Source organism: Bradyrhizobium sp. BLXBL-01 (genome assembly GCF_051853025.1).
Taxonomy (GTDB): domain Bacteria; phylum Pseudomonadota; class Alphaproteobacteria; order Rhizobiales; family Xanthobacteraceae; genus Bradyrhizobium.
Map to the genome: position 1 here is coordinate 5472222 of NZ_CP182471.1, position 20145 is coordinate 5492366.

General features: G+C 63.3%; 20 protein-coding genes. 15 read left to right on the forward strand and 5 right to left on the reverse strand.

Annotated elements, in window-relative coordinates; genetic code table 11:
- Window positions 1–28 precede the first annotated feature (28 nt).
- Window positions 29–1306, forward strand: a complete 1278-nt coding sequence (gene frc, locus ACNJYA_RS25505) for a formyl-CoA transferase (RefSeq protein WP_172784281.1) — start codon at window positions 29–31, stop codon at window positions 1304–1306.
- Between the two features lie 422 nt (window positions 1307–1728).
- A complete protein-coding gene (locus ACNJYA_RS25510) occupies window positions 1729–1911 on the forward strand; it encodes a hypothetical protein (protein ID WP_025035185.1) in 183 nt (60 codons plus the stop codon).
- 80 nt (window positions 1912–1991) lie between these two features.
- Here ACNJYA_RS25510 and ACNJYA_RS25515 read toward each other — a convergent pair whose 3' ends face one another.
- The 3 genes from ACNJYA_RS25515 to ACNJYA_RS25525 all read right to left on the reverse strand — a co-directional run bounded on the left by ACNJYA_RS25515 (window position 1992) and on the right by ACNJYA_RS25525 (window position 2846).
- Window positions 1992–2216 (reverse strand): hypothetical protein, encoded by a 225-nt coding sequence (locus ACNJYA_RS25515; RefSeq protein WP_172784280.1) that lies wholly within the window; start codon window positions 2214–2216, stop codon window positions 1992–1994.
- Window positions 2217–2262: 46 nt separating this feature from the next.
- The gene (locus ACNJYA_RS25520) at window positions 2263–2523 is read right to left on the reverse strand and encodes a transcriptional regulator (RefSeq protein WP_212256890.1); all 261 of its coding nucleotides are present in this window, start codon (window positions 2521–2523) and stop codon (window positions 2263–2265) included.
- A gap of 113 nt (window positions 2524–2636) precedes the next feature.
- On the reverse strand, window positions 2637–2846 hold the full coding sequence (locus tag ACNJYA_RS25525) for a cold-shock protein (RefSeq protein WP_172784278.1): 210 nt from the start codon (window positions 2844–2846) through the stop codon (window positions 2637–2639).
- A 1326-nt stretch (window positions 2847–4172) separates the two neighbouring features.
- Here ACNJYA_RS25525 and ACNJYA_RS25530 point away from each other — a divergent pair.
- Entirely contained in the window at window positions 4173–5129 is a 957-nt protein-coding gene (locus ACNJYA_RS25530) for a helix-turn-helix domain-containing protein (protein WP_212256891.1), read from the forward strand.
- A gap of 133 nt (window positions 5130–5262) precedes the next feature.
- Complete coding sequence (locus tag ACNJYA_RS25535; protein WP_212256892.1) at window positions 5263–6516, forward strand: acyl-CoA dehydrogenase family protein; 1254 nt, start codon at window positions 5263–5265, stop codon at window positions 6514–6516.
- 167 nt (window positions 6517–6683) lie between these two features.
- Here ACNJYA_RS25535 and ACNJYA_RS25540 read toward each other — a convergent pair whose 3' ends face one another.
- A complete protein-coding gene (locus ACNJYA_RS25540; protein ID WP_212256893.1) occupies window positions 6684–7085 on the reverse strand; it encodes a hypothetical protein in 402 nt (133 codons plus the stop codon).
- On the opposite strand from ACNJYA_RS25540, the gene ACNJYA_RS25545 reads away from it, so the two are divergent.
- A complete protein-coding gene (locus ACNJYA_RS25545) occupies window positions 7084–7773 on the forward strand; it encodes a hypothetical protein (RefSeq protein ID WP_212256894.1) in 690 nt (229 codons plus the stop codon). The two genes, ACNJYA_RS25540 and ACNJYA_RS25545, sit on opposite strands and share 2 nt — an antisense overlap.
- A 121-nt stretch (window positions 7774–7894) precedes the next feature.
- Complete coding sequence (locus ACNJYA_RS25550; RefSeq protein ID WP_172784273.1) at window positions 7895–8338, forward strand: SRPBCC family protein; 444 nt, start codon at window positions 7895–7897, stop codon at window positions 8336–8338.
- A 235-nt stretch (window positions 8339–8573) separates the two neighbouring features.
- Here ACNJYA_RS25550 and ACNJYA_RS25555 read toward each other — a convergent pair whose 3' ends face one another.
- Window positions 8574–9905: an Hsp70 family protein gene (locus tag ACNJYA_RS25555; RefSeq protein WP_439363699.1), complete on the reverse strand. Its 1332-nt coding sequence runs from the start codon at window positions 9903–9905 to the stop codon at window positions 8574–8576.
- A gap of 356 nt (window positions 9906–10261) precedes the next feature.
- Here ACNJYA_RS25555 and ACNJYA_RS25560 point away from each other — a divergent pair, with 356 nt between their 5' ends.
- The 9 genes from ACNJYA_RS25560 to ACNJYA_RS25600 all read left to right on the forward strand — a co-directional run bounded on the left by ACNJYA_RS25560 (window position 10262) and on the right by ACNJYA_RS25600 (window position 19923).
- Window positions 10262–10402, forward strand: coding sequence for a hypothetical protein (locus ACNJYA_RS25560; protein WP_172784271.1), 141 nt, complete (start codon window positions 10262–10264; stop codon window positions 10400–10402).
- Between the two features lie 460 nt (window positions 10403–10862).
- On the forward strand, window positions 10863–11870 hold the full coding sequence (locus ACNJYA_RS25565; RefSeq protein ID WP_172784270.1) for a Bug family tripartite tricarboxylate transporter substrate binding protein: 1008 nt from the start codon (window positions 10863–10865) through the stop codon (window positions 11868–11870).
- Between the two features lie 96 nt (window positions 11871–11966).
- Window positions 11967–12464: a tripartite tricarboxylate transporter TctB family protein gene (locus ACNJYA_RS25570; protein ID WP_212256896.1), complete on the forward strand. Its 498-nt coding sequence runs from the start codon at window positions 11967–11969 to the stop codon at window positions 12462–12464.
- A gap of 42 nt (window positions 12465–12506) precedes the next feature.
- Window positions 12507–14006, forward strand: a complete 1500-nt coding sequence (locus ACNJYA_RS25575; RefSeq protein WP_172784268.1) for a tripartite tricarboxylate transporter permease — start codon at window positions 12507–12509, stop codon at window positions 14004–14006.
- A 411-nt stretch (window positions 14007–14417) separates the two neighbouring features.
- Window positions 14418–15707 carry an oxalate/formate MFS antiporter gene (gene oxlT, locus ACNJYA_RS25580; protein ID WP_172784267.1) on the forward strand — a complete coding sequence of 430 codons (1290 nt, stop codon included), beginning with the start codon at window positions 14418–14420 and terminating at the stop codon, window positions 15705–15707.
- A 264-nt stretch (window positions 15708–15971) separates the two neighbouring features.
- Entirely contained in the window at window positions 15972–17294 is a 1323-nt protein-coding gene (gene oxlT / locus ACNJYA_RS25585; protein ID WP_439400925.1) for an oxalate/formate MFS antiporter, read from the forward strand.
- Window positions 17295–17468: 174 nt separating this feature from the next.
- On the forward strand, window positions 17469–17897 hold the full coding sequence (locus ACNJYA_RS25590) for a CBS domain-containing protein (protein ID WP_172784265.1): 429 nt from the start codon (window positions 17469–17471) through the stop codon (window positions 17895–17897).
- A 224-nt stretch (window positions 17898–18121) separates the two neighbouring features.
- Entirely contained in the window at window positions 18122–19141 is a 1020-nt protein-coding gene (locus tag ACNJYA_RS25595) for a 2-dehydropantoate 2-reductase (protein WP_172784264.1), read from the forward strand.
- Window positions 19141–19923, forward strand: a complete 783-nt coding sequence (locus ACNJYA_RS25600; protein WP_439363702.1) for a fumarylacetoacetate hydrolase family protein — start codon at window positions 19141–19143, stop codon at window positions 19921–19923. Before ACNJYA_RS25595 ends, ACNJYA_RS25600 begins: the two co-directional genes overlap by 1 nt.
- Window positions 19924–20145 lie beyond the last annotated feature (222 nt).

A 20145-nucleotide genomic window follows, 5' to 3' on the forward strand; every position in this document is an offset into this window, starting at 1 on the left:
AGGGGCAGACAGAGTACGGAGCAATATGATGACCAAAGCGCTCGAGGGCGTTCGCATTCTCGACTTCACCCACGTCCAGTCCGGACCGACCTGCACGCAGTTGCTGGCCTGGTTTGGCGCCGACGTGATCAAGGTTGAACGCCCCGGCGTGGGTGACATCACCCGCGGCCAGCTGCAGGACATCCCGAACGTGGACAGCCTGTATTTCACCATGCTCAACCACAACAAGCGCTCGATCACGCTCGACACCAAGAACCCCAAGGGCAAGGAAGTCCTGACCGAGCTGATCAAGAAGTGCGACGTGCTGGTCGAAAACTTCGGCCCCGGCGTGCTCGACCGCATGGGCTTCCCCTGGGAGAAGATCCAGGCGATCAACCCGAAGATGATCGTCGCCTCGATCAAGGGGTTTGGCCCCGGACCGTACGAGGACTGCAAGGTCTATGAGAACGTCGCCCAGTGCACCGGCGGCGCCGCCTCCACCACCGGCTTCCGCGACGGCCTGCCGCTCGTCACCGGCGCGCAGATCGGCGATTCCGGCACCGGCCTGCACCTGGCACTCGGCATCGTCACCGCGCTCTATCAGCGCACCCACAGCGGCAAGGGCCAGCGCGTCACCGCCGCGATGCAGGACGGCGTGCTCAACCTCTGCCGCGTCAAGCTGCGCGACCAGCAGCGCCTCGCCCACGGCCCGCTGAAGGAATACAGCCAGTTCGGCGAAGGCGTGCCGTTCGGCGATGCCGTGCCGCGCGCCGGCAACGATTCCGGTGGCGGCCAGCCCGGCCGCATCCTGAAGTGCAAGGGCTGGGAGACCGATCCCAACGCCTACATCTATTTCATCACCCAGGCCCCGGTCTGGGAGAAGATCTGCGACGTGATCGGCGAGCCCACCTGGAAGACCGATCCGAATTACGCCAAGCCGGCCGCCCGCCTGCCGCGCCTCAACGAGATCTTCGCCCGCATCGAACAATGGACGATGACGAAGACAAAATTCGAGGCGATGGAGATCCTCAACAAGGACGACATCCCCTGCGGCCCGATCCTGTCGATGAAGGAGATCGCCGAAGACCAGTCGCTGCGCGCCACCGGCACCGTGGTCGAGGTCGACCACCCCACCCGCGGCAAGTACGTCTCGGTCGGCAACCCGATCAAGCTGTCGGACTCGCCGGCGGACGTGACGCGTTCGCCACTGCTCGGCGAGCACACCGACGAGATCCTGCGCTCGGTGCTCGGCTTCTCGGATCACCAGGTCGCCGAGATCCACAAATCCGGCGCGCTCGACCCGCCGCAGAAGCAGGCCGCGGAGTAAGCGGCCCCACATTGCACGAGACGAAAGGGCCGCCCGAAGGGGCGGCCCTTTTTGCTTGGGAAGGCGTGCAGCCGCAGGCTCGAAATCAAAACTCGGAAAACAACCCCATGCACAGTAGCCATCCCATTGGCACGCAACGAGATTTCTGATTCGACGAAAAAAATCCTGACCCGTCGGGCAAAACAGGGGTATTATGCCATGGTCGCCAGGCGAGTCAGCGCGAGCCGAGCAAGCATCAATGCCGAATTGAAGCCGCCTAATTGGAACCGACCGGGTTGCGCCTCGTTGTCTCCTGCACCGGAGCACGCTCGGAGCGCAGCCGGCCATCCGACGACAAGTCTAACGCTACCGGCTCGCGAGCCGGACACGCCGGCTCGGGCGTGTTTCGAGCCGCGTTCCCCTACGCCGACATCGAGGTCGACATGACGAGAGATCATCCCGCGTCCCGGGCTCTGCGGGAGGCCAACAAGGCATTCAAGCCGGTCGAGACCAAGAAGCCGATGACCGACTATGCAAAGGCGCAACAATCCCATCACGAAAATCGCGAACGCCTGAAAGCGGAACGGCTGGCGCGAGAGGCCGAGCAGGGAAATCGTCGCAGATAAGGGATTGCCGGTGCCCGCGTTATTACTTCGACACGGCCAGGCAATCTCTGTGGACGAAGAGAGACCGACCTTGGTAAGCTTCAGAGCATCGAGAGCACGATGACCCCGTCCTCGAGCTCCCCGGAAGCCAGCCGCGCCCGCGCGATGCGCTCGAACTCCGTCCGATATTTCTGAAGGTAGCTGAAGGCCTGCTTCTGCGTCTGGAAGGTCGTCGCAAGACGGCACAGCTGTCGGCCCGCGCCGAGCGCAAGAAAGAAGGTGATTGTGCCGCCGCCGTCCGGTTTGATCCTAGGCACGACTTGCACTCATTCGCATGTGAACGGCCCCTTTTGTCTGCACTGTCGAATTCGGCTATCTCGGCAATTTCCTCGTGCGCTTCTTCGGTGGAGGCGCCGATGCGCGAAAACTGACATCGGCTGCTTGCTTGGCTGCTTGCTCGGCTGCTTCCTTGGCCTCACGCTGCTCGCGCAGCCGCGCCATGTTGCTGCGGATATCGACAGCGCGCCTTTCGACATCGGCGATCGCCCGCGCGCCCTCTTCGGCGGCCAAGCGTTGACGCTCGGATCGCGCGATGGATTCGGGAGACGGTTCGGCCGATTTCCTGGCGCTCATCGCGTCGCGCTCGTCTTTCGCCTACTCGGCAACGGATAGAACCCGCTCAATCCCTTACGATCGAGCGGGTCACATAGCCGTTTCAGTACATCCGTGAAACGGCCGTACAGAGCTCAAGCCAGCGAGAGATTCTCTGCGCTGACCTTGCCCCGCATTTTATCGGTCTTGGTCTCGAAGTTGACCTTCTGGCCCTCGGCGAGACCCGCAAGACCAGCCCGTTCGACCGCGCTGATGTGAACGAACACGTCATTGCCGCCGTCGTCGGGTTGAATGAATCCAAAGCCCTTCTGGCCGTTGAACCACTTCACAGTACCTGTCGTCATTCTCTTCTCCAAAGCGCATAGGCGCGCATTCCGCGTGACGTTCACGCAGATCGATTCAATTCGTCGATGTCTCTGGAAAAGGAGCCCGCAGGCGCATTCAACAAGCACAGCGGCTGAACGAATAGATTGAAGGTATACCTCATCGCAAGCACTTACAAGGCTCGAGCCGTATATAATTGCGCCCGCCTGCGGTGGAACGTTTTCGCGTTTGAGGATTCGCCTCCTGATCTCTGGCGCAAGTGCCAGACGAGATCGTCACAATGCGCGCGCGTCACTTCGACACGGCGATGATCTCCTCCGGAGTTCCAGGCAGATGACAAGTCTAAATGATCGATCCTCTCGCGATCTGTGGTAGACTTCGTCATCACCGCCCGGCTCGTGGCATCCATCGGTGATGAGAACGCATAGCGCTCCCGCCTCCTCCAGCATGGAGCAGCGCCATGGGACGGCGTCAAAACGACATCAAGCGAACCGAAAGTCTCAAGCAACGTCTGACAGACGACGCCAGACGCTCGCGAGATGAAGCCCACTTGCTTCCTCCCGGTCAGCATCGCGAAAGGCTGCTACGAAGGGTACGGCAGGACGAGACGGCCATCGAGATCGAGGCATGGCTGAACTCTCCTGGCCTGAGAGCTCCGACATGACGGAACACCTGGACCGGGTGCTCAGCGATCTCCGCTGACGAGCTGCCCGCGAAAGAACTGCACCACGGCCGCATTGAAGTCGCGGTGAAGGGCTGCCCTGTCGAAGCCTGCCGGCACATCGGTGCAGATGCGCGGAACGGCCGCGGCGAGATCGGCCGAGCATCGGAAGCCTGATCCAGCTGATCGTCTGTTCCGCGGACGGGTCGATTGCTTCCGCGCAGCCTCCTGAAGTTCGCTGACGTGGACGTGCGGCCGCTGCTATCGGCCGACAGCGTAAGTCAAACCCACTGGAGTTGATCCAGTGGAGGCGGGCAACGGGGCGCGAACTCTTCGCCGATTCTCCGGGAAGTTGAAGCGGTAGCGTTGAACGGGGAGCGCTCCCGCTGTTCTGCCGTCGATTTGCTCTTGAGCGGGGATTGGCCCGGGCCTAGCCTCGTGCCCGCGTTTCTTCTCGTCGGGGTCCTCTGCCCGTTGGCCGCTGCGGCCTTTACGCTGGTGAAGCGTCCGGGGCTGCCGGCTCCGGCATAACGCGCTCGGACTACACTTGAGCGACCCGCCAGCTTCGACCGCGTCATGGCTCGGATGAGCCGTTGGCGATCAGAAGAAACGAAGCGGCCGCAACCCCACTGGAATGGCACTGGCTTTGCTTGTCGATGAACCATCGCGCCGAGAGAGGTGGTCGATGAAAGTCTGGAACACCGAAGAGTTGCCCGACCACGAACAGTTCGTCTATTGGCGCGAGGTCCTCTGCGAAGCCTTCGTGACGCTGAGACCGGAGCGGCCTCGAGACCATAACAGAGGCCGCTTTCCCAGTCGCGTCACCGCGCATCCGCTGTCAACCATCAACGTGACGACGGTCCAGTCCAAAGCGCACCGCGTCATCCGTGACGAGGCGGAAATCCGCAGGTCGCCGCAAGAGGTCTATTTCCTCAATCTTCAATTGAGCGGCCGATGCCGTTACGAGACCGAAGGCCGGGAAACGATCGTCGGCCCGAACCAGTTTGCGATCGTGGATTCGACGCGGCCCTACTTCCTCGACTTCATGGACGACTGGAACGTATTCTCATTTCGTATCCCGCGCCACATGTTGCGGCCGTTGCTGCAGACGCCCGACTGTTCGACCGGCATATGCGTGTCAGGTGATCAGGCACTGGGCGAGATCACGATCGGATTCCTGAAATCGATCGCAATGCGCGTGGCCGAGCTGCCATCGGAGGCCATCGAGCCGCTCGCGGCCGATGTGGTCAACCTGGCTGCACTGTCCCTCGGTGCCACCGAGGCGACGCGGATTGGGCAGCGCCAATCCGCGCAACGCGCCCTCAACGCGGCCATCGTGAAGTTCGTCGAAACGAATTTGGCCGATGCCGGGCTATCGGCATCGTCCGTTGCCGCGCATTTCGGGATTTCCGTTCGTTATCTTCATCGGATCTTCGAGGAAAAGGGCAGATCGTTCGGCCAAGTCGTGCTGGAGCGCCGACTGCTCCGTTGCGCAGGCGATCTCGATATTTCAGCGCAATCGCGGATCTCCGATGTCGCATTCCGCTGGGGTTTCAACGACATCTCCCATTTCAACCGAAGTTTCCGCCAGCGCTTCGGAGCTTCGCCGCGCGCATATCGACTGAGGCAACGGCAGGAATAGATTCCGGCGACGTCCCGCGCGATCCCGCGAGAAGTGCACTCCAGGTCAACTCTTTCGTCACTCCCAGCCAAGATCGAACGCCGCCGTGGCGTTAGCTTCGGCGCGCATTCATTTCTCGCGGGGAGAGATCGCCATGGCAATCGACTTCAGGCTCAGCGAAGATCAGATCGCGCTTCGTGACGGCGCGCGTGCCTTCGCGCAAACAGCTCTCAAGGACGTCCGAGCGACCATTCGCAACTACGCCAAGCCGGATGACCGCTTCTATGCGATCAGGCCGTTCCACAAGATGGGCGTCGACGCCGGTTTCGTGAAGGGATTGTTTCCCAAGGAGGTCGGCGGCACCGACGTTTCGACGCTCGATTTCGCGCTTGCGGCGGAAGAGTTGTGCGTCGTCGACGTCAACGTTCCCAGTGCGATGCTCGGAACCGGCCTTTGCGTCAAGCCCGTCATCATGTTCGGGACCGAGGAGCAGAAGCAGCGCCTGCTTCCCGATTTCATCCAGGACGGATCCCTGCTCGGCGCACTCGCCTTCACCGAGGTGACGGGTGGCGCGAATTTCGATGCCCCGGATCCGCGCTTCGGCGTGAAGACCTTCGCCATCCGCGAAGGCGATGAGTGGGTGATCAACGGTGAAAAGCACTACACCACCAACGGCACCGGCTGGGATGGCAAGAATTGCCATCTCTTCGCAGTGGTCTGCCGGACCGATCCGAGCAAGGGCGCACAGGACTCCCTGGCCGTGATCATGGTTCCGGGCAGCACGCCGGGCGTCAAGGTGACGGGGATTCTGGATACGGCCGGGCATCGGGCTACGATCTCGCCGCGAATGAAGTTCGAGAATGTCCGCGTTCCCGCCGGCAATATCATCGGCAAGCCGGGAGACGGGATCGAGATCGTCTCGACCAATTTTGCGTGGACTGCGGCGCTGATCGGGGCCGCCTGCGTCGGGGTCATGCGCGCCGCGTTCGACCATGCGGTCGCGTTCGCGCGGAAGGATGCCCGCTCCGGGCCGCATCCGATCATCGAATATTCCACGGTGGGCTACATGCTGGCCGACATGAAGATGAAGATCGAGGCCTGCCGGTACCTGACCTGGAAGGCCTGCCAGCAATTCGACCTGTCCAAAGGCAGGGAGCACGAACTTGCCGTGATGACGAAAGTGTTCTGCTCGGAAACCTGCGTCGATGTCGTCTATGACGCCATGCGGCTGGTCGGTGTCGACAGCTACACCGACATGCACCCGCTGGCGGAATTGATGAATGATGCGATGTGCTTCCCGCTCTACGATGGCGGCAATATGGGGGCTCGCCGCAGGAACCTGCACAATATCATCAAGAGTCCGTCCTACAGTTCGCTCACCGCGCCATACGGCATGTTCGGCGCATAGGTGGCCTCTGAGGTCGCTTGTGAGCCGCGCGGGATGGAGAGGCGCGTTTGGCTGACTGCCGAGCGCCGCCGGCCAGCGGGGGAAGCACGGCGAAATGCCATCGACAGCGCGTCAGCCGATTACCGAGCCAAGTCGCCTCATCCTCGCTCCTCGCGAATGCCCGATGCTCACTGATCTCCGCCGGCGAGCTGTCGATGAAAGTACCCCACCACCGCCGCGTTGAACTCGCGATGAAATCCGGCCCTGTCGAAGCCTGCCGGCACATCGGTGCAGATGCGCGGAACGGCCGCAGCGAGATCGGCCGAGCACGGTGCGAGGAACGCATAGTGGCCGGCCGGCACGACGTGAATGTCAGGCTTACCCGGCAAGCTTTCAGCGACGCGTGCGTTGCCCAAACCGTCGCCGACGCCGGGTCCGCCGAACTGCGATCGCCAGAACTGGAAAGGCGCTTTGACGAGAGCGAGGTTCTCCCGCGTCAGGGTAGCCGGCGCAGGATAGCGGAATTGTGGCTGATTGATCGGGAGCGCATCCTGAAGCAATCTGCCGGACAACGAGAGGGAGATCAGCATGTCACTGCTCGGCAAGGCCGCCGTTGCGATGTGGTGGAGCGTTCACCCCGAGCAGCGCACCGAGTTCGGCGACTGGCATTCGCATGAGCACTTTCCCGAGCGGATGAGCATTCCAGGCTTTCGGCGCGGGTCGCGATGGACCAGCACGACCGACGCCGAAGGCTTTTTCGTGCTCTATGAACTCGAGCATTACGACGTCCTCACATCGAAAGGCTATCTCGACCGGCTCAACGCGCCGACGCCATGGTCGACGAAGATGATGCCGCATCATCTCGGCATGATCCGCAGCCAGTGCCGGATCGTCGCCAGCTTTGGCGGGGGTGTGGCGACTTCGCTGGCCACCATCAGGCTATCGCCGGAGGCCGGACGGGAGGCGGCGCTGCAGGCGCGCCTTTCGGACATGCTCGGCGCGTTGGCGCAGAAGCCGGGGCTGACCGGTGCCCACCTCCTCCTCACCGACACACCCCGGACGAGTGCGCCCACCACCGAACAGCAGATCCGCGGCAAGGACAGCACCGCCGACTGGATCGTGCTGCTATCGGGTTACGATGCCGATGTGGTCGAGGACGTGATCGCCGGCCAGTTTTCGGCGTCATCGCTTCAGGCAGCCGGGGCTCGCGAGAATTTCATCACTGGCCGCTACAGGCTGGCATTCACGATGACACCGCAGGATGTCGCAGCCGTCTAGCGGACAGGGCACCAAAAAAAATCCAAACCACCTGTCGGATCGGCGGCTTGCCCGTCGTCCTCGTGACATGAATGGGCCATAGAGGCCAACTCGGGCCCATCAATCACCAGGGATAACAACCATGCCCAATACCGTCCGCCTGCACCGCGTTCTCGCCACCAGCCCGCAGAAGGTCTATCGCGCCTTCCTGGAAGCCGACGCGATGGCGAAATGGCTTCCGCCGAACGGCTTTACCTGCACGGTGCATCATTTCGAGCCCAAGGTCGGGGGCACGTTCAAGATGTCGTTCCGGAATTTCACGACCGGCAACGGCCATTCGTTCGGCGGCGAATTCGTCGAGCTCGTGCCCGGCGAGCGCCTCCGCTACACCGACAAGTTCGACGACCCCAACCTGCCGGGCCTGATCGAGGTGACCGTGAGCCTGAAGAAGGTCTCGGTCGGCACCGAGGTCGAGATCACGCAGTCGGGCCTGCCCGACGTCATTCCCGTCGAGGCCTGCTATCTCGGCTGGCAGGAGTCGCTGCGGAATCTGGCGCGGCTGGTCGAGCCGGAGATCAACCAGTAGCAACGACATCAGCATCGTAGGGTGGGCAAAGCGCAGCGTGCCCACCAACGCTCTCTAAACCTCTCAAAGATGGTGGGCACGGCGCGCGAAGAGCGCGCCTTTGCCCACCCTACGGCTGTTCGGTCAGATGCGCCGCTCTACCCACGTCGTCATTGCGAGCGAAGCGAAGCAATCCAGAGTCCCTCTGCAGAACGAGTCTGGATTGCTTCGCTTCGCTCGCAATGACGAATGATCGTTACGCGCCCGCCTTCCGCTTGAGCTCGCCGTCCGCGGTCCACCTGTCCGGATCCGAACTGTGCCCGATCAGCGCCAGGCCGTAGGCGATCGACTCGAACTGGTCGCCCGACATCAGCCGCTCGTTGCCGAAGCGGTCGGCGAACAATTTCCGGACCGCGGGAACGAACGAGGTGCCGCCGGTCAGAAACACCTTCTCCACCTCGCGCGCGGCGATGCGGGCCTCGGCCAGCACCTTGTCGACGGTGGCGCCGAGCCGGGCGATGTCGTCTGCAATCCAGGCTTCGAATTTCTTGCGCGTGATGGCCGCGCCGATGTCGACGCCGCCGCCCTTGAAGCGGAAGTCGACCTCGTCCTGCGCCGACAGCGCGACCTTGGCGTCGGACACCGCGCGGTACAGCGCAAAGCCGAGGTCGAGATCGACGATGGTGATGAAATCCTCGAGCAGCTGCGGCTGCAGCGCGGTGCGCTGGAGCTCGCGGAGCTCGCGCAGATCGCCGTTGCTCTTCATCATCGCCAGCTGATGCCAGCGCGCGAGGTTGGTGTAATGGCCGGTCGGAACCGGCAGCACCTTGTCGAAGGAGCGGAAGCTGGAGCCCTTGCCGAGCCGCGGCGAGACGATGTGATCGACGATGCGATAGTCGAAGGTGTCGCCGGCAACGCCGATGCCGGCGTGGCCGAGCGGCTCGGCGCGAAGCACGCCGCCCGCACGCGAGAAACGCATCACGGAGAAATCGCTGGTGCCGCCGCCGAAATCGGCGACCAGCACGGTGGCATCGCGCTCCAGCCTGCGGGCGAAGGAGAATGCCGCGCCCACGGGCTCGTAGACATAGCGCGCGTGACCGGCGCCCAAGCGCTCGAACGCGGCGCGGTAGCGCTGCATCGCCAGCGCCTCGTCGGGATTGCCGCCGGCAAAGCGCACCGGACGACCGACCGTGATGTTGGCCGCCTCGAAGCCGAACTTGTCCCCGCCGTGGCGCGCCAGCGTGCGCAGGAAAGCCGCCAGGATGTCCTCGAACTTGTAGCGCTGCCGGAACACCTGCGTGGTATTGAAGCTGGAGCTCGCCGCGAAGGTCTTGAACGATTGCAGGAAGCGATAGACGTGGCGCCCTTCGAGAAACTGCTCGATCGCCCACGGCCCGCCCTCGGCCTGGGCGCCGGCGCCCGGCCGATCCTCCCAGAAGCACAGGGCCGACACGTAGACGCTGTGGCGCTGCCCGCCATGGTCGAAGCGAATGGCCTCGACCCGGCGGTCGTCCGCCGCCAGCGCAACGACCGTGTTGCTCGTGCCAAAATCGATGCCGATCGAGACGGCGGGCGAGGCGCTCGACATGAACCACTCTGACAGTTGATTGGATAAGGGGGCGGACCACTAGCGGCTTTGCATGACCATGCCAAGGGCCCTGGCATTGCAGCACGGCCGGAACCCGGACCGCCTAGGGCCAGGTCGCCCCTCTCGGACCGCTTTTTCAGCCGGCTTTAGTGCCCGTTTGTTCAACAAAGGCGCCGCCGTGTGTCCGCATTGGCAACTTTATGTCCGAACCGGACCCTTTAACCCACTATTATGCTGCAATGCGATAGACTGCATGCTGCTATGCAACCACGGGCATGGACACTGGCATCTGGTATACATAGATTGCTCCCAGAAATGAGACAGCAAGGCTGACCGTCTCAAGAAAGGGAATTCCGATGTCGAAGACCGCCTCCGTCGCTTTCGCCCCCTCCTCCTCCTCGCTGTTCGCCCGGTTCATGGCCGCGGTCGATCGGTTCCTGCTGGCAAGCGCCGAGATCTCGAACCACAATGGCGACCTGCCGCGTTTCGGCCTGTAAGACAGCTTGGCGGCCCCGCCCAACGGCGGGACCGCAGACCACCGCGACCCCTTTGTTGGATTAAATGGCCCCCCCATGTCGGGGCCATTTTCGTTTTACGCCTGCCTCCGCGCGACCACAGCTGCGACGATTCGTCCACCGACGTGCCCGCCGATCCGATTGTTTGCCCCTTGGCATCTCGCATACCATTCGACCAGCAAGCCCAATTGAACAATCAAAGGTGTAAGGCGGGGGACGACGTAGCGCAGCGGAAGCAGCCGAGGGGCACATTTGCACGGACCCTGGCCGAGGCTTAGCCGAAAGGAGCGGATGCCGCGCGTTGTCCCTGCTCATAGAGTTTCTACCGGGACTGCCATGGGAGAATCGGCACCATGGGCGACACCAGGCATTTGAATCGAGATGGGCTGACGCAAGCCGACAAAGAGCGGCTGCGTTGAGGGTTCGACAGGGAGAGAAACAGATGAAGCCATTCGTTCTGAATGTCGCTTTGGCGGCAATCGCGATGTCATGCGCGAGCAGCACCGCAAGCCGGGCTGCCTGGGAGCCGGTCCGTCCGGTCGAGTTCATCGTGCCCGCGGGCACCGGCGGCGGTGCCGATCAGATGGCGCGCACCATCCAGGGCATCGTCACCAAGCACAATCTGATGAAACAGCCGCTTGTCGTCATCAACAAGGCCGGCGGTGCGGGTGGCGAAGGTTTCCTCGACGTGAAGACCTCGTCGGGCAATCCGCACAAGATCATCATCACGCTCTCGAACCTGTTCACGACGCCGCTGGCGACGGGCATCCCGTTCAACTGGAAGGATTTGACCCCGGTCGCGATGCTGGCGCTCGACGAGTTCGTGCTCTGGGTCAATGCCGAGAAGCCCTACAACAGCGTCAAGGACTATGTCGAAGCCGCGAAGAAGGCGCCAAGCGGCTCGTTCAAGATGGGCGGCACCGGCTCGAAGCAGGAAGACCAGATCATCACGGTCGGCATCGAGAAGGCGATCGACGCCAAGTTCACCTACATCCCCTACAAGGGCGGCGGCGAGGTCGCGGTCCAGCTCGTCGGCAACCACGTCGATTCGACCGTCAACAACCCGATCGAGGCGGTGGCGCAATGGCGCGGCGGCAAGCTCCGTCCGCTTTGCGTCTTCGACGCCCAGCCGATGGCCTATGACGAGCCGATCGCCGACGGCAAGGCCTGGAAGGACATTCCGACCTGCAAGTCGCAGGGGCTTGCGATGGAATATCTCATGCTGCGCGGCATCTTCATGTCGCCCAAGGCCACGAAGGACCAGATCGAATATTATGTCGAGCTGTTCAAGAAGGTCCGCGCGACGCCGGAATGGCAGGAGTTCATGAAGAGCGGCGCCTTCAACACGACCTTCCTGACCGGCGCCGACTACGCCAAGTGGGTCGAGGCGGAGGAGAAGCGCCACGAAGGCCTGATGAAGGAAGCCGGCTTCCTCGCGCCGGGAAATTGATCCGCGAATTGACCCGCGACATCGATGACGGCTGAGGACGCTGCTTCCGGCCGTCTCCTCGACTGCGCAGCACTGCGATTTCCGCCTGGAGGGCTCATGACTGAACGATCCGGATCCGAGTCCGGCCCCGCACACAAGACGCTGGAAATCGGCACGGCGCTGCTGATCGGCGTGTTCGGCCTGATCGTGATCGTCGGCAGCCTGAAGGCCGGCATCAACTGGGGCGCGGAGGGGCCGCGCGCCGGGTTCTTCCCCTTCTATGTCGGCAGCGCCATCGTCGTTGCAAGCGCCATCAACCTCTGGCATGCGCGGCGCGACGACGATGGCCGGCTGTTCGCGGAATGGGGGCAGCTGCGCCAGGTCATGAGCGTCGTCGTGCCGACCGCAATCTATGTCGGCTCAATGCCGTTCATCGGCCTCTACGTCGCCTCGATGGTGTTCATCGCCTGGTTCATGCGCTGGCTCGGCGGCTATCGCTGGCTGACAGTCGTCGCAGTGGCGGTCGGCATGCCCGTCGTGACCTATCTCGTTTTCGAGCGCTGGTTCCTGGTCCCGCTGCCCAAGGGGCCGCTCGAGGAATGGCTCGGTCTGTAAGAGCTACGCATTCATTCAATTGCTGCTGCAGGACGTTTTGACATGGAAGAGTTGGCCAACCTGTTTCACGGCTTCGCGGTCGCCCTGCAGCCCTACAACATCATGCTGATGGTGATCGGCATCACGCTCGGGGTCATCATCGGCGTGCTGCCGGGACTAGGGGGCGCCAACGGCGTCGCGATCCTGCTTCCCCTCACCTTCAGCATGCCGCCGACATCGGCGATCATCATGCTGTCCTGCATCTATTGGGGCGCATTGTTCGGCGGCGCCATCACTTCGATCCTGTTCAACATACCGGGCGAGCCATGGTCGGTGGCGACCACCTTCGACGGCTATCCGATGGCCCAGCAGGGCAAGCCTGGCGAAGCCCTGACGGCTGCCTTCACCTCGTCCTTCGTCGGCGCGCTGTTTGCCGTCATCATGATCACGCTGGTGGCGCCCCTGGTTGCAGGCTTTGCGCTGCGGTTTGGTCCGGCGGAGAAGTTCGCGGTGTACTTCCTCGCCTTCTGCTCCTTCGTCGGCCTCAGCAAGGAGCCGCCGTTCAAGACCATCGCGGCGATGATGATGGGCTTTGCGCTCGCGGCGGTCGGCCTCGATTCGATCACGGGGCAGTTGCGGCTGACCTTCGGCGTCACCGAGCTGCTCAACGGCTTCGACTTCCTGATCGCCGTGATCGGCCTGTTCGGCATCGGCGAGATCCTGCTGACCATGGAGGAAGGGCTCGCCTTCCGCGGCGGCAATGCCAGCATCAACCTTCGCGTCGTGCTCCAGACCTGGCGCGAGCTGCCCGCCTATTGGATGACCTCGCTGCGGTCCTGCCTGATCGGCTGCTGGATGGGCGTCACGCCCGCCGGCGCCACGCCCGCCTCCTTCATGAGCTACGGCATCGCCAAGCGCCTGGCGCGACGCGGCAACAATTTCGGCAAGGGCGAGATCGAGGGCGTGATCGCGCCGGAGACGGCCGCACATGCCGCCGGCACCTCGGCGCTGCTGCCGATGCTGTCGCTCGGCGTGCCCGGCTCGCCGACCGCCGCCGTGCTGCTCGGCGGATTGTTGATCTGGGGCCTGCAGCCCGGCCCCATGTTGTTCGTGGAGCAGAAGGAATTCGTCTGGGGCCTGATCGCCTCGATGTATCTCGGCAATCTCGCCGGCCTCATCGTCGTGCTGACCTGCGTGCCGATCTTCGCCGCGATCCTGCGCGTGCCCTTCGGCATCATCGCGCCGCTGATCCTGGTGCTCTGCGCGATCGGCGCCTACTCGGTGCACAACAGCACCTTCGACGTGATGCTGATGCTGGTGTTCGGGGTGCTCGGCTATCTCCTGAAGAAGTGCAATTATCCGCTCGCGCCGCTGGTGCTCGCCATCGTGCTCGGCGACAAGGCGGAGGAAGCATTCCGCCAATCGCTGCTGGGCTCGCAAGGCTCGCTCGGGGTGTTCTTCTCCAACGGCCTCGTCAGCACCATCATGGCGCTCGGCCTGGTCGCCCTGTTCTGGTCCGCGATCCAGGAAGGCTACAGCCGGCTCCGTACGTCGATGGCGTAAGGCCGGGATCTGCGTAAACTGCATCGGCGCGAACGCCAAATTGCCGCACTCCAGAATTCTGGAATATAGAATTCCAGGAATTGCGCCGCCGCCACGGACTGCGTGTCGGCGGACGCGACCAATGCAGGCGTGGAAAAATCTCCGAACGCATAAGCTTTCAATAGCGTCCTGCGGTATCGCTGAACCAAGAAAAAGCAACGCAAAACCAACGATTTATCTTGGACAAGCTGCAATCGCCGCCGTCCGCCGAGCGCGATCGGGGCTTTACAATCATGTCCGCCTGGCGCATGTGAACAAGCCCGCGTTATTTCGCCGCACCCTCCCATCCCAGCTTGAATCTTGGCATATTGCATACCAGGATGCCCGCCAGCGCATGCATAAAAATGATCGGCGCGTTCGGGAGGGTTTTTGATGACGGACATGGTGCAGTCGGCAGCGGCCCCTAGTGCCGCACGCGTAAGCGATGCCTATCGCTGGGCGCAATTGGCGATCGGTGTGGCGGCGATGGTGATGATCGCCAATTATCAATATGGCTGGACGTTCTTCGTCCCCGACATCCAGAAGAAGTTCGGCTGGGATCGCGCCTCGATCCAATGGGCCTTCACGCTCTTCGTCCTGTTCGAGACCTGGCTGGTGCCGATCGAAGGATGGTTCGTCGACAAATACGGCCCGCGCATCGTCGTGCTGGTCGGCGGCGTGCTCTGCGCCATCGGCTGGGCGATCAACGCGCAGGCGACCTCGCTCAACGGCTACTACCTCGGCATGATCATCGCAGGCATCGGCGCCGGCGGCGTCTACGGCACCTGCGTCGGCAACGCGCTGAAATGGTTTCCGGACAAGCGCGGTCTTGCGGCCGGCATCACGGCGGCCGGCTTCGGCGCAGGCTCTGCGCTGACCGTCGCGCCGATCCAGGCGATGATCAAGGACAGCGGATTCCAGACCACCTTTCTGTATTTCGGCCTTGGGCAAGGCATCATCATCTGCATCCTCGCCTTCTTCCTGCTCGCGCCAAAAGCGGGTCAGGTGCCGAACGTGGTGGCGAATGCCAATATCATCCAGACCCGGCGCAACTATCAGCCGACCGAAGTGCTGCGCCAGCCGATCTTCTGGTTGATGTACTTCATGTTCGTGATCGTCGGCGCGGGTGGACTGATGGTCACCGCGAACCTGAAGCCGATCGCGGTTGACTGGAAGGTCGACAGCGTGCCGGTCACGCTGATGGCGGTGACGATGACGGCGGTGACCTTCGCGGCCACGATCGACCGCGTGCTCAATGGCCTGACGCGTCCGTTCTTCGGCTGGATCTCCGACATGATCGGCCGCGAGAACACGATGTTCATCGCCTTCGGCATGGAAGGGTTCGGCATCTGGATGCTCTACCTCTGGGGCCACGATCCGGTCTGGTTCGTGCTGCTCTCGGGCTTCGTGTTCTTCGCCTGGGGTGAGATCTACTCGCTGTTCCCCTCGACCTGCACCGACACGTTCGGCGCCAAGTTCGCGACCACCAATGCCGGCCTGCTCTACACCGCGAAGGGCACCGCCGCGCTGTTGGTGCCGATCGCCAACTACATGCAGCAGTCGTCGGGCACCTGGGACAGCGTGTTCATCATCGCGGCCGGCGCCAACATCCTGGCTTCGCTGCTGGCGATCGCCGTGCTCAAGCCCTGGCGCAAGGTCGTGGTCGCCAAATCGACGATCTGACCCGCCCCAAACAGCGGCTTCCAAACACTACCGCCCGGCCTCAACGGCCGGGCGTTTTCGTTTGGACGCAAAGATCCCGCGCTCCCGTAGGAGTTAGGCAGACCCGCGCATTTTGTGGAAAGGGAACCAAGATAGGGCTTGCAAACTGGAATATGGTATACCAATCTCCGCCCCGCGCCTGCGACGATAAGCCACAACATTTGCGACATCAGGTCATCTTGGCAAACTGATGCGCGACCAAACGGGCGCGTTGGGAGGTTCTCGATGATTTCCAGCCCGGACGGCGTCGTCACCGCCGCGCCTCTTCGCACCGGTTTCCGCTGGCTCCAGCTCGGCATGGGCATCGTCTGCATGGCGATGATCGCCAATCTGCAATATGGCTGGACGCTGTTCGTCGATCCGATCGACGCCGCCCATCATTGGGGGCGCGCCGCGATCCAGCTCGCCTTCACCGTCTTCGTCGTCACCGAGACCTGGCTGGTGCCGGTCGAGGCTTGGTTCGTCGACAGATACGGCCCGCGCATCGTCATCATGTTCGGCGGCGTGATGATCGCGCTGTCCTGGATCCTCAACGCCTACGCCGACAGCCTCACCCTGCTCTACGCGGCGGCGATCATCGGCGGCATGGGCGCGGGCGCAGTGTACGGCACCTGCGTCGGCAACGCGCTGAAATGGTTTCCCGACCGCCGCGGCCTCGCGGCGGGTGCGACCGCCGCCGGCTTCGGCGCGGGTGCCGCGATCACGATCGTGCCGATCGCGAGCATGATCGTCTCGAGCGGCTATCAGCACGCCTTCCTCACCTTCGGCATCGGCCAGGGCCTCGTCGTGTTCGCGCTCGCCTTCTTCGTCCAGCCGCCGCGCCTCTCCATCCCGCCGAAGAAGAAGCAGCTCAACCTGCCGCAGACCAAGATCGACTTCACCCCGCCGCAAGTGCTGCGCAGCCCTGTTTTCTGGGTGATGTATCTCGTCTTCGTCATGGTGGCTTCCGGCGGACTGATGACTGCGGCGCAGATCGCCCCGATCGCGCACGACTTTGGGATCGCCGACACGCCGGTGACACTCGCCGGCTTCCAGATGGCGGCGCTGACCTTCGCGATCTCGCTCGACCGCATCCTCGACGGATTCGGGCGCCCCTTCTTCGGCTGGGTCTCCGACACGATCGGCCGCGAGCCCACGATGTTCATCGCCTTCGGCACCGCCGCCTTGATGCTGCTGACGCTCTCGGCCTATGGCCACGTGCCTGTCGTCTTCGTGCTGGCGACCGCGGTCTATTTCGGCGTGTTCGGCGAGATCTACTCGCTATTCCCCGCAACCTGCGGCGACACCTTCGGTGCGAAGTTCGCAACCACCAACAACGGCATGCTCTACACCGCCAAGGGCACGGCTTCCCTGCTCGTCCCGCTCGCGAGCGTGATCTCGACCGCCTATGGCTGGAAGGCCGTGTTCGTGGTCGCGGTGGCGTTGAACGCCACGGCGGCGCTGACGGCGCTGTTCGTGATCAAGCCGCTGCGCCGCGCCTTCATCCTCGGCAACGAAGCCGAGCACACTGAGGCCGCGACCGGCACGGCCAAGACCGAGACGGCGTAAGCCGCGCATTTTGCAAGGCTTGCTAAGGGGCGCAGCAATGCGCCCCTTTCTTTTTGCTGGACGTAAACGTCAGCATTCCTGTCGCAAGATTTTTCGGATCAGCCAAAACCAGCGCTTGACGATTGGCATTATGTATACCACACTTCTCCCAACGTTCACCCCAGGGAGGTTGCAATGCTGGTCGGAGACATTCTGCGCAAGAAGACGCCGCGCGTTGTCACGGTGCGTATGAACGAAACGGTGGGGATCGCGGCCAAGCTGATGCGCGCCAACAATATCAGCGCGCTGGTGGTCAAGGACGTGGTCCGCTCCGAGGGCAACACCGCGGTCGGCATGTTCACCGAGCGTGACGTGGTGCGCGCCGTCGCCGAGCACGGCGCGGGCGCCGTCAACGTCAAGGTTTCCCAGCTGGTCTCGGTGCAGCAGCTGGTATCCTGCAGCTCCTCGGACACGATCGAGCAGGTCCGGCATCTGATGAACCGTCATCACATCCGCCATTTGCCGGTCATCGACGATTACAGCCTCGTCTCCGTCATCAGCATGCGCGACATCGCCGCTGCGATGGATGAGGCGCTCAACGGTGCGCCGCAAGCGGCAGCCTAAAAGAGCTCGCCCTACTTTCAGTCACGGAAGAGCTGCCCCCTCTCCCGCTTGCGGGAGAGGGTTGGGGAGAGGGCTGTCTCCGCCAGCGAGACTCCCCAAGAGGATAGAGCCCTCACCCGCCGCGCTCTTCGAGCACGTCGACCTCTCCCGCAAGCGGGAGAGGTGCAGGGAGCCTATGGCCCGATCGATCCACCCAACTACCAAATTGGTCCCGCGAGGATTTCATGAAGATCTGCATCTACGGCGCCGGCGCGATCGGCGGATATCTCGGAGTTCAGCTCGCGCGCGCGGGCGCCGACGTCGGCCTGATCGCACGCGGCGCGCACCTTGCCGCCATGCGCGAGCGCGGCCTGACGCTGCTCGCGGGCGAGGAGAAGCACACCGTTCATCCGCGCTGCACCGACGATCCCACCGAGCTCGGCGTGCAGGACTTCATCATCATCACGCTGAAGGCGCATTCGATCACCGGCGTGATCGAGAAGATGCAGCCGCTGCTCGGGCCCCACACCCGCATCGTCACCGCCGTCAATGGCATCCCCTACTGGTACTTCTACAAGCACGGCGGCCAATACGAGAACTCGACGCTGGAGAGCATCGACCCCGGCGGACGGCAGTGGCGCGAGCTGGGGGCCGAGCGCGCCATCGGCTGCATCGTCTATCCCGCCACCGAGATCGAGGCGCCCGGCGTGATCCGCCACGTCTACGGCAACAACTTTCCGCTCGGCGAGCCCTCGGGCGAGATCACCTCCGACGTGCAGCGGCTCGCCGATCTCTTCGTCGCGGCCGGCCTGAAAGCCCCCGTGCTCGACCGCATCCGCGACGAGATCTGGCTGAAGCTCTGGGGCAATGTCTGCTTCAACCCGATCAGCGCGCTGACCCATGCCACGCTCGACGTGATCTGCACCGATCCCGCCACGCGCGCGCTGTCGCGCGCGATCATGGTGGAGACGCAAGCCATCGCCGAGACCTTCGGCGTCAAGTTCCGCGTCGACGTCGAGCGCCGCATCGAGGGTGCCCGCAAGGTCGGTGCCCACAAGACCTCGATGCTGCAGGATCTCGAGCGCGGCCGCCCGATGGAGATCGATCCGCTCGTCACCGTCGTGCAGGAGATGGGCAGGCTCACCGGCATCCCGACGCCTGCGCTCGACTCGGTGCTGGCGATGGTGACCCAGCGCGCCCGCATCGCCGGCCTCTATGACGGCGTCTCGACGCCGGCTGATCCGCGCGCACTGGCGGTGGCGTGATGGCAACCGCGACCAAATGGCTGCGCTTCCGCCATGCCGGCACCACGGGCTTCGGCACGCTGACGTCATCGGGCATCAGCCTGCACGAGGGCGAGATGTTCGGCCGCAATGCCAGCACCGGCAAGACACTCGCGCTGTCGGAGGTCGAGCTGCTTGCGCCCTGCGTGCCCAGCAAGATCGTCGCGCTCTGGAATAATTTCCATGCGCTCGCGGCCAAGCTGAACCAGCCCGAACCGCCGGAGCCGCTCTACCTGCTCAAGGCCACCACCAGCATCGCCGCACCCGGCGCCGTGATCCGCCGCCCCTCTTACTACGACGGCAAGACGACCTACGAGGGCGAGCTCGGCATCGTCATCGGCAGGACCTGCGCGCACGTCTCGCCTGATGAGGCCGATGGCTTCATCTTCGGCTACACCTGCGTCAACGACATCACCGCCAACGACATCCTGACGCGCGACCCCACCTTCCCGCAATGGGCCCGTGCCAAGGGCATCGACGATTACGGCCCGTTCGGCCCTGTGATCGCGACCGGTCTCGATCCCGCAAAACTCACGGTGCGCACCATCCTCAACGGCGCGGAGCGACAGAACTACCCGATCTCGGACATGATCTTCAGCGCGCAGGAGCTGGTGAGCAGGATCTCCCACGACATGACCTTGCTGCCCGGCGACCTCATCGCGGTGGGTACCTCTGTCGGCGTCGGCGTGATGAAGGAGCCCGTGAACAGTGTGACCGTCGCGATCGACGGCATCGGCGAGCTCACCAACGAGTTTCGACTGTAATCTTTCGCCGCCGCAGCGCAGCAAAATTGATCCGGCGCAAATCGGCCGTCGCGGCCAACGCTATCCTCCCCGGCAAAATTGATTTCTGATGCAAGGGAGGACGCAATGACGAATGCCGGCAACGCGCTTTTGTGGACGGCCCTGTACTTCGCTCTCTCGTTCGCCGCGATCTTCGTGGTCTGGTTCGCCGACAAGATCCGGTCGAACCTGCTCGGGAAGCAA

Bases quoted from the DNA above. Each gene is read 5' to 3' on its own strand.
- ACNJYA_RS25560 (WP_172784271.1), top strand. From the start codon at position 10,262: ATGTCGAAGACCGCCTCCGTCGCTTTCGCCCCCTCCTCCTCCTCGCTG.
- ACNJYA_RS25510 (WP_025035185.1), top strand. From the start codon at position 1,729: ATGACGAGAGATCATCCCGCGTCCCGGGCTCTGCGGGAGGCCAACAAG.
- ACNJYA_RS25545 (WP_212256894.1), top strand. From the start codon at position 7,084: ATGTCACTGCTCGGCAAGGCCGCCGTTGCGATGTGGTGGAGCGTTCAC.
- ACNJYA_RS25530 (WP_212256891.1), top strand. From the start codon at position 4,173: ATGAAAGTCTGGAACACCGAAGAGTTGCCCGACCACGAACAGTTCGTC.
- ACNJYA_RS25535 (WP_212256892.1), top strand. From the start codon at position 5,263: ATGGCAATCGACTTCAGGCTCAGCGAAGATCAGATCGCGCTTCGTGAC.
- oxlT (WP_439400925.1), top strand. From the start codon at position 15,972: ATGATTTCCAGCCCGGACGGCGTCGTCACCGCCGCGCCTCTTCGCACC.
- oxlT (WP_172784267.1), top strand. From the start codon at position 14,418: ATGACGGACATGGTGCAGTCGGCAGCGGCCCCTAGTGCCGCACGCGTA.
- ACNJYA_RS25525 (WP_172784278.1), bottom strand. From the start codon at position 2,846: ATGACGACAGGTACTGTGAAGTGGTTCAACGGCCAGAAGGGCTTTGGA.
- frc (WP_172784281.1), top strand. From the start codon at position 29: ATGACCAAAGCGCTCGAGGGCGTTCGCATTCTCGACTTCACCCACGTC.
- ACNJYA_RS25600 (WP_439363702.1), top strand. From the start codon at position 19,141: ATGGCAACCGCGACCAAATGGCTGCGCTTCCGCCATGCCGGCACCACG.
- ACNJYA_RS25595 (WP_172784264.1), top strand. From the start codon at position 18,122: ATGAAGATCTGCATCTACGGCGCCGGCGCGATCGGCGGATATCTCGGA.
- ACNJYA_RS25565 (WP_172784270.1), top strand. From the start codon at position 10,863: ATGAAGCCATTCGTTCTGAATGTCGCTTTGGCGGCAATCGCGATGTCA.
- ACNJYA_RS25575 (WP_172784268.1), top strand. From the start codon at position 12,507: ATGGAAGAGTTGGCCAACCTGTTTCACGGCTTCGCGGTCGCCCTGCAG.
- ACNJYA_RS25590 (WP_172784265.1), top strand. From the start codon at position 17,469: ATGCTGGTCGGAGACATTCTGCGCAAGAAGACGCCGCGCGTTGTCACG.
- ACNJYA_RS25550 (WP_172784273.1), top strand. From the start codon at position 7,895: ATGCCCAATACCGTCCGCCTGCACCGCGTTCTCGCCACCAGCCCGCAG.
- ACNJYA_RS25555 (WP_439363699.1), bottom strand. From the start codon at position 9,905: ATGTCGAGCGCCTCGCCCGCCGTCTCGATCGGCATCGATTTTGGCACG.
- ACNJYA_RS25570 (WP_212256896.1), top strand. From the start codon at position 11,967: ATGACTGAACGATCCGGATCCGAGTCCGGCCCCGCACACAAGACGCTG.
- ACNJYA_RS25540 (WP_212256893.1), bottom strand. From the start codon at position 7,085: ATGCTGATCTCCCTCTCGTTGTCCGGCAGATTGCTTCAGGATGCGCTC.
- ACNJYA_RS25520 (WP_212256890.1), bottom strand. From the start codon at position 2,523: ATGAGCGCCAGGAAATCGGCCGAACCGTCTCCCGAATCCATCGCGCGA.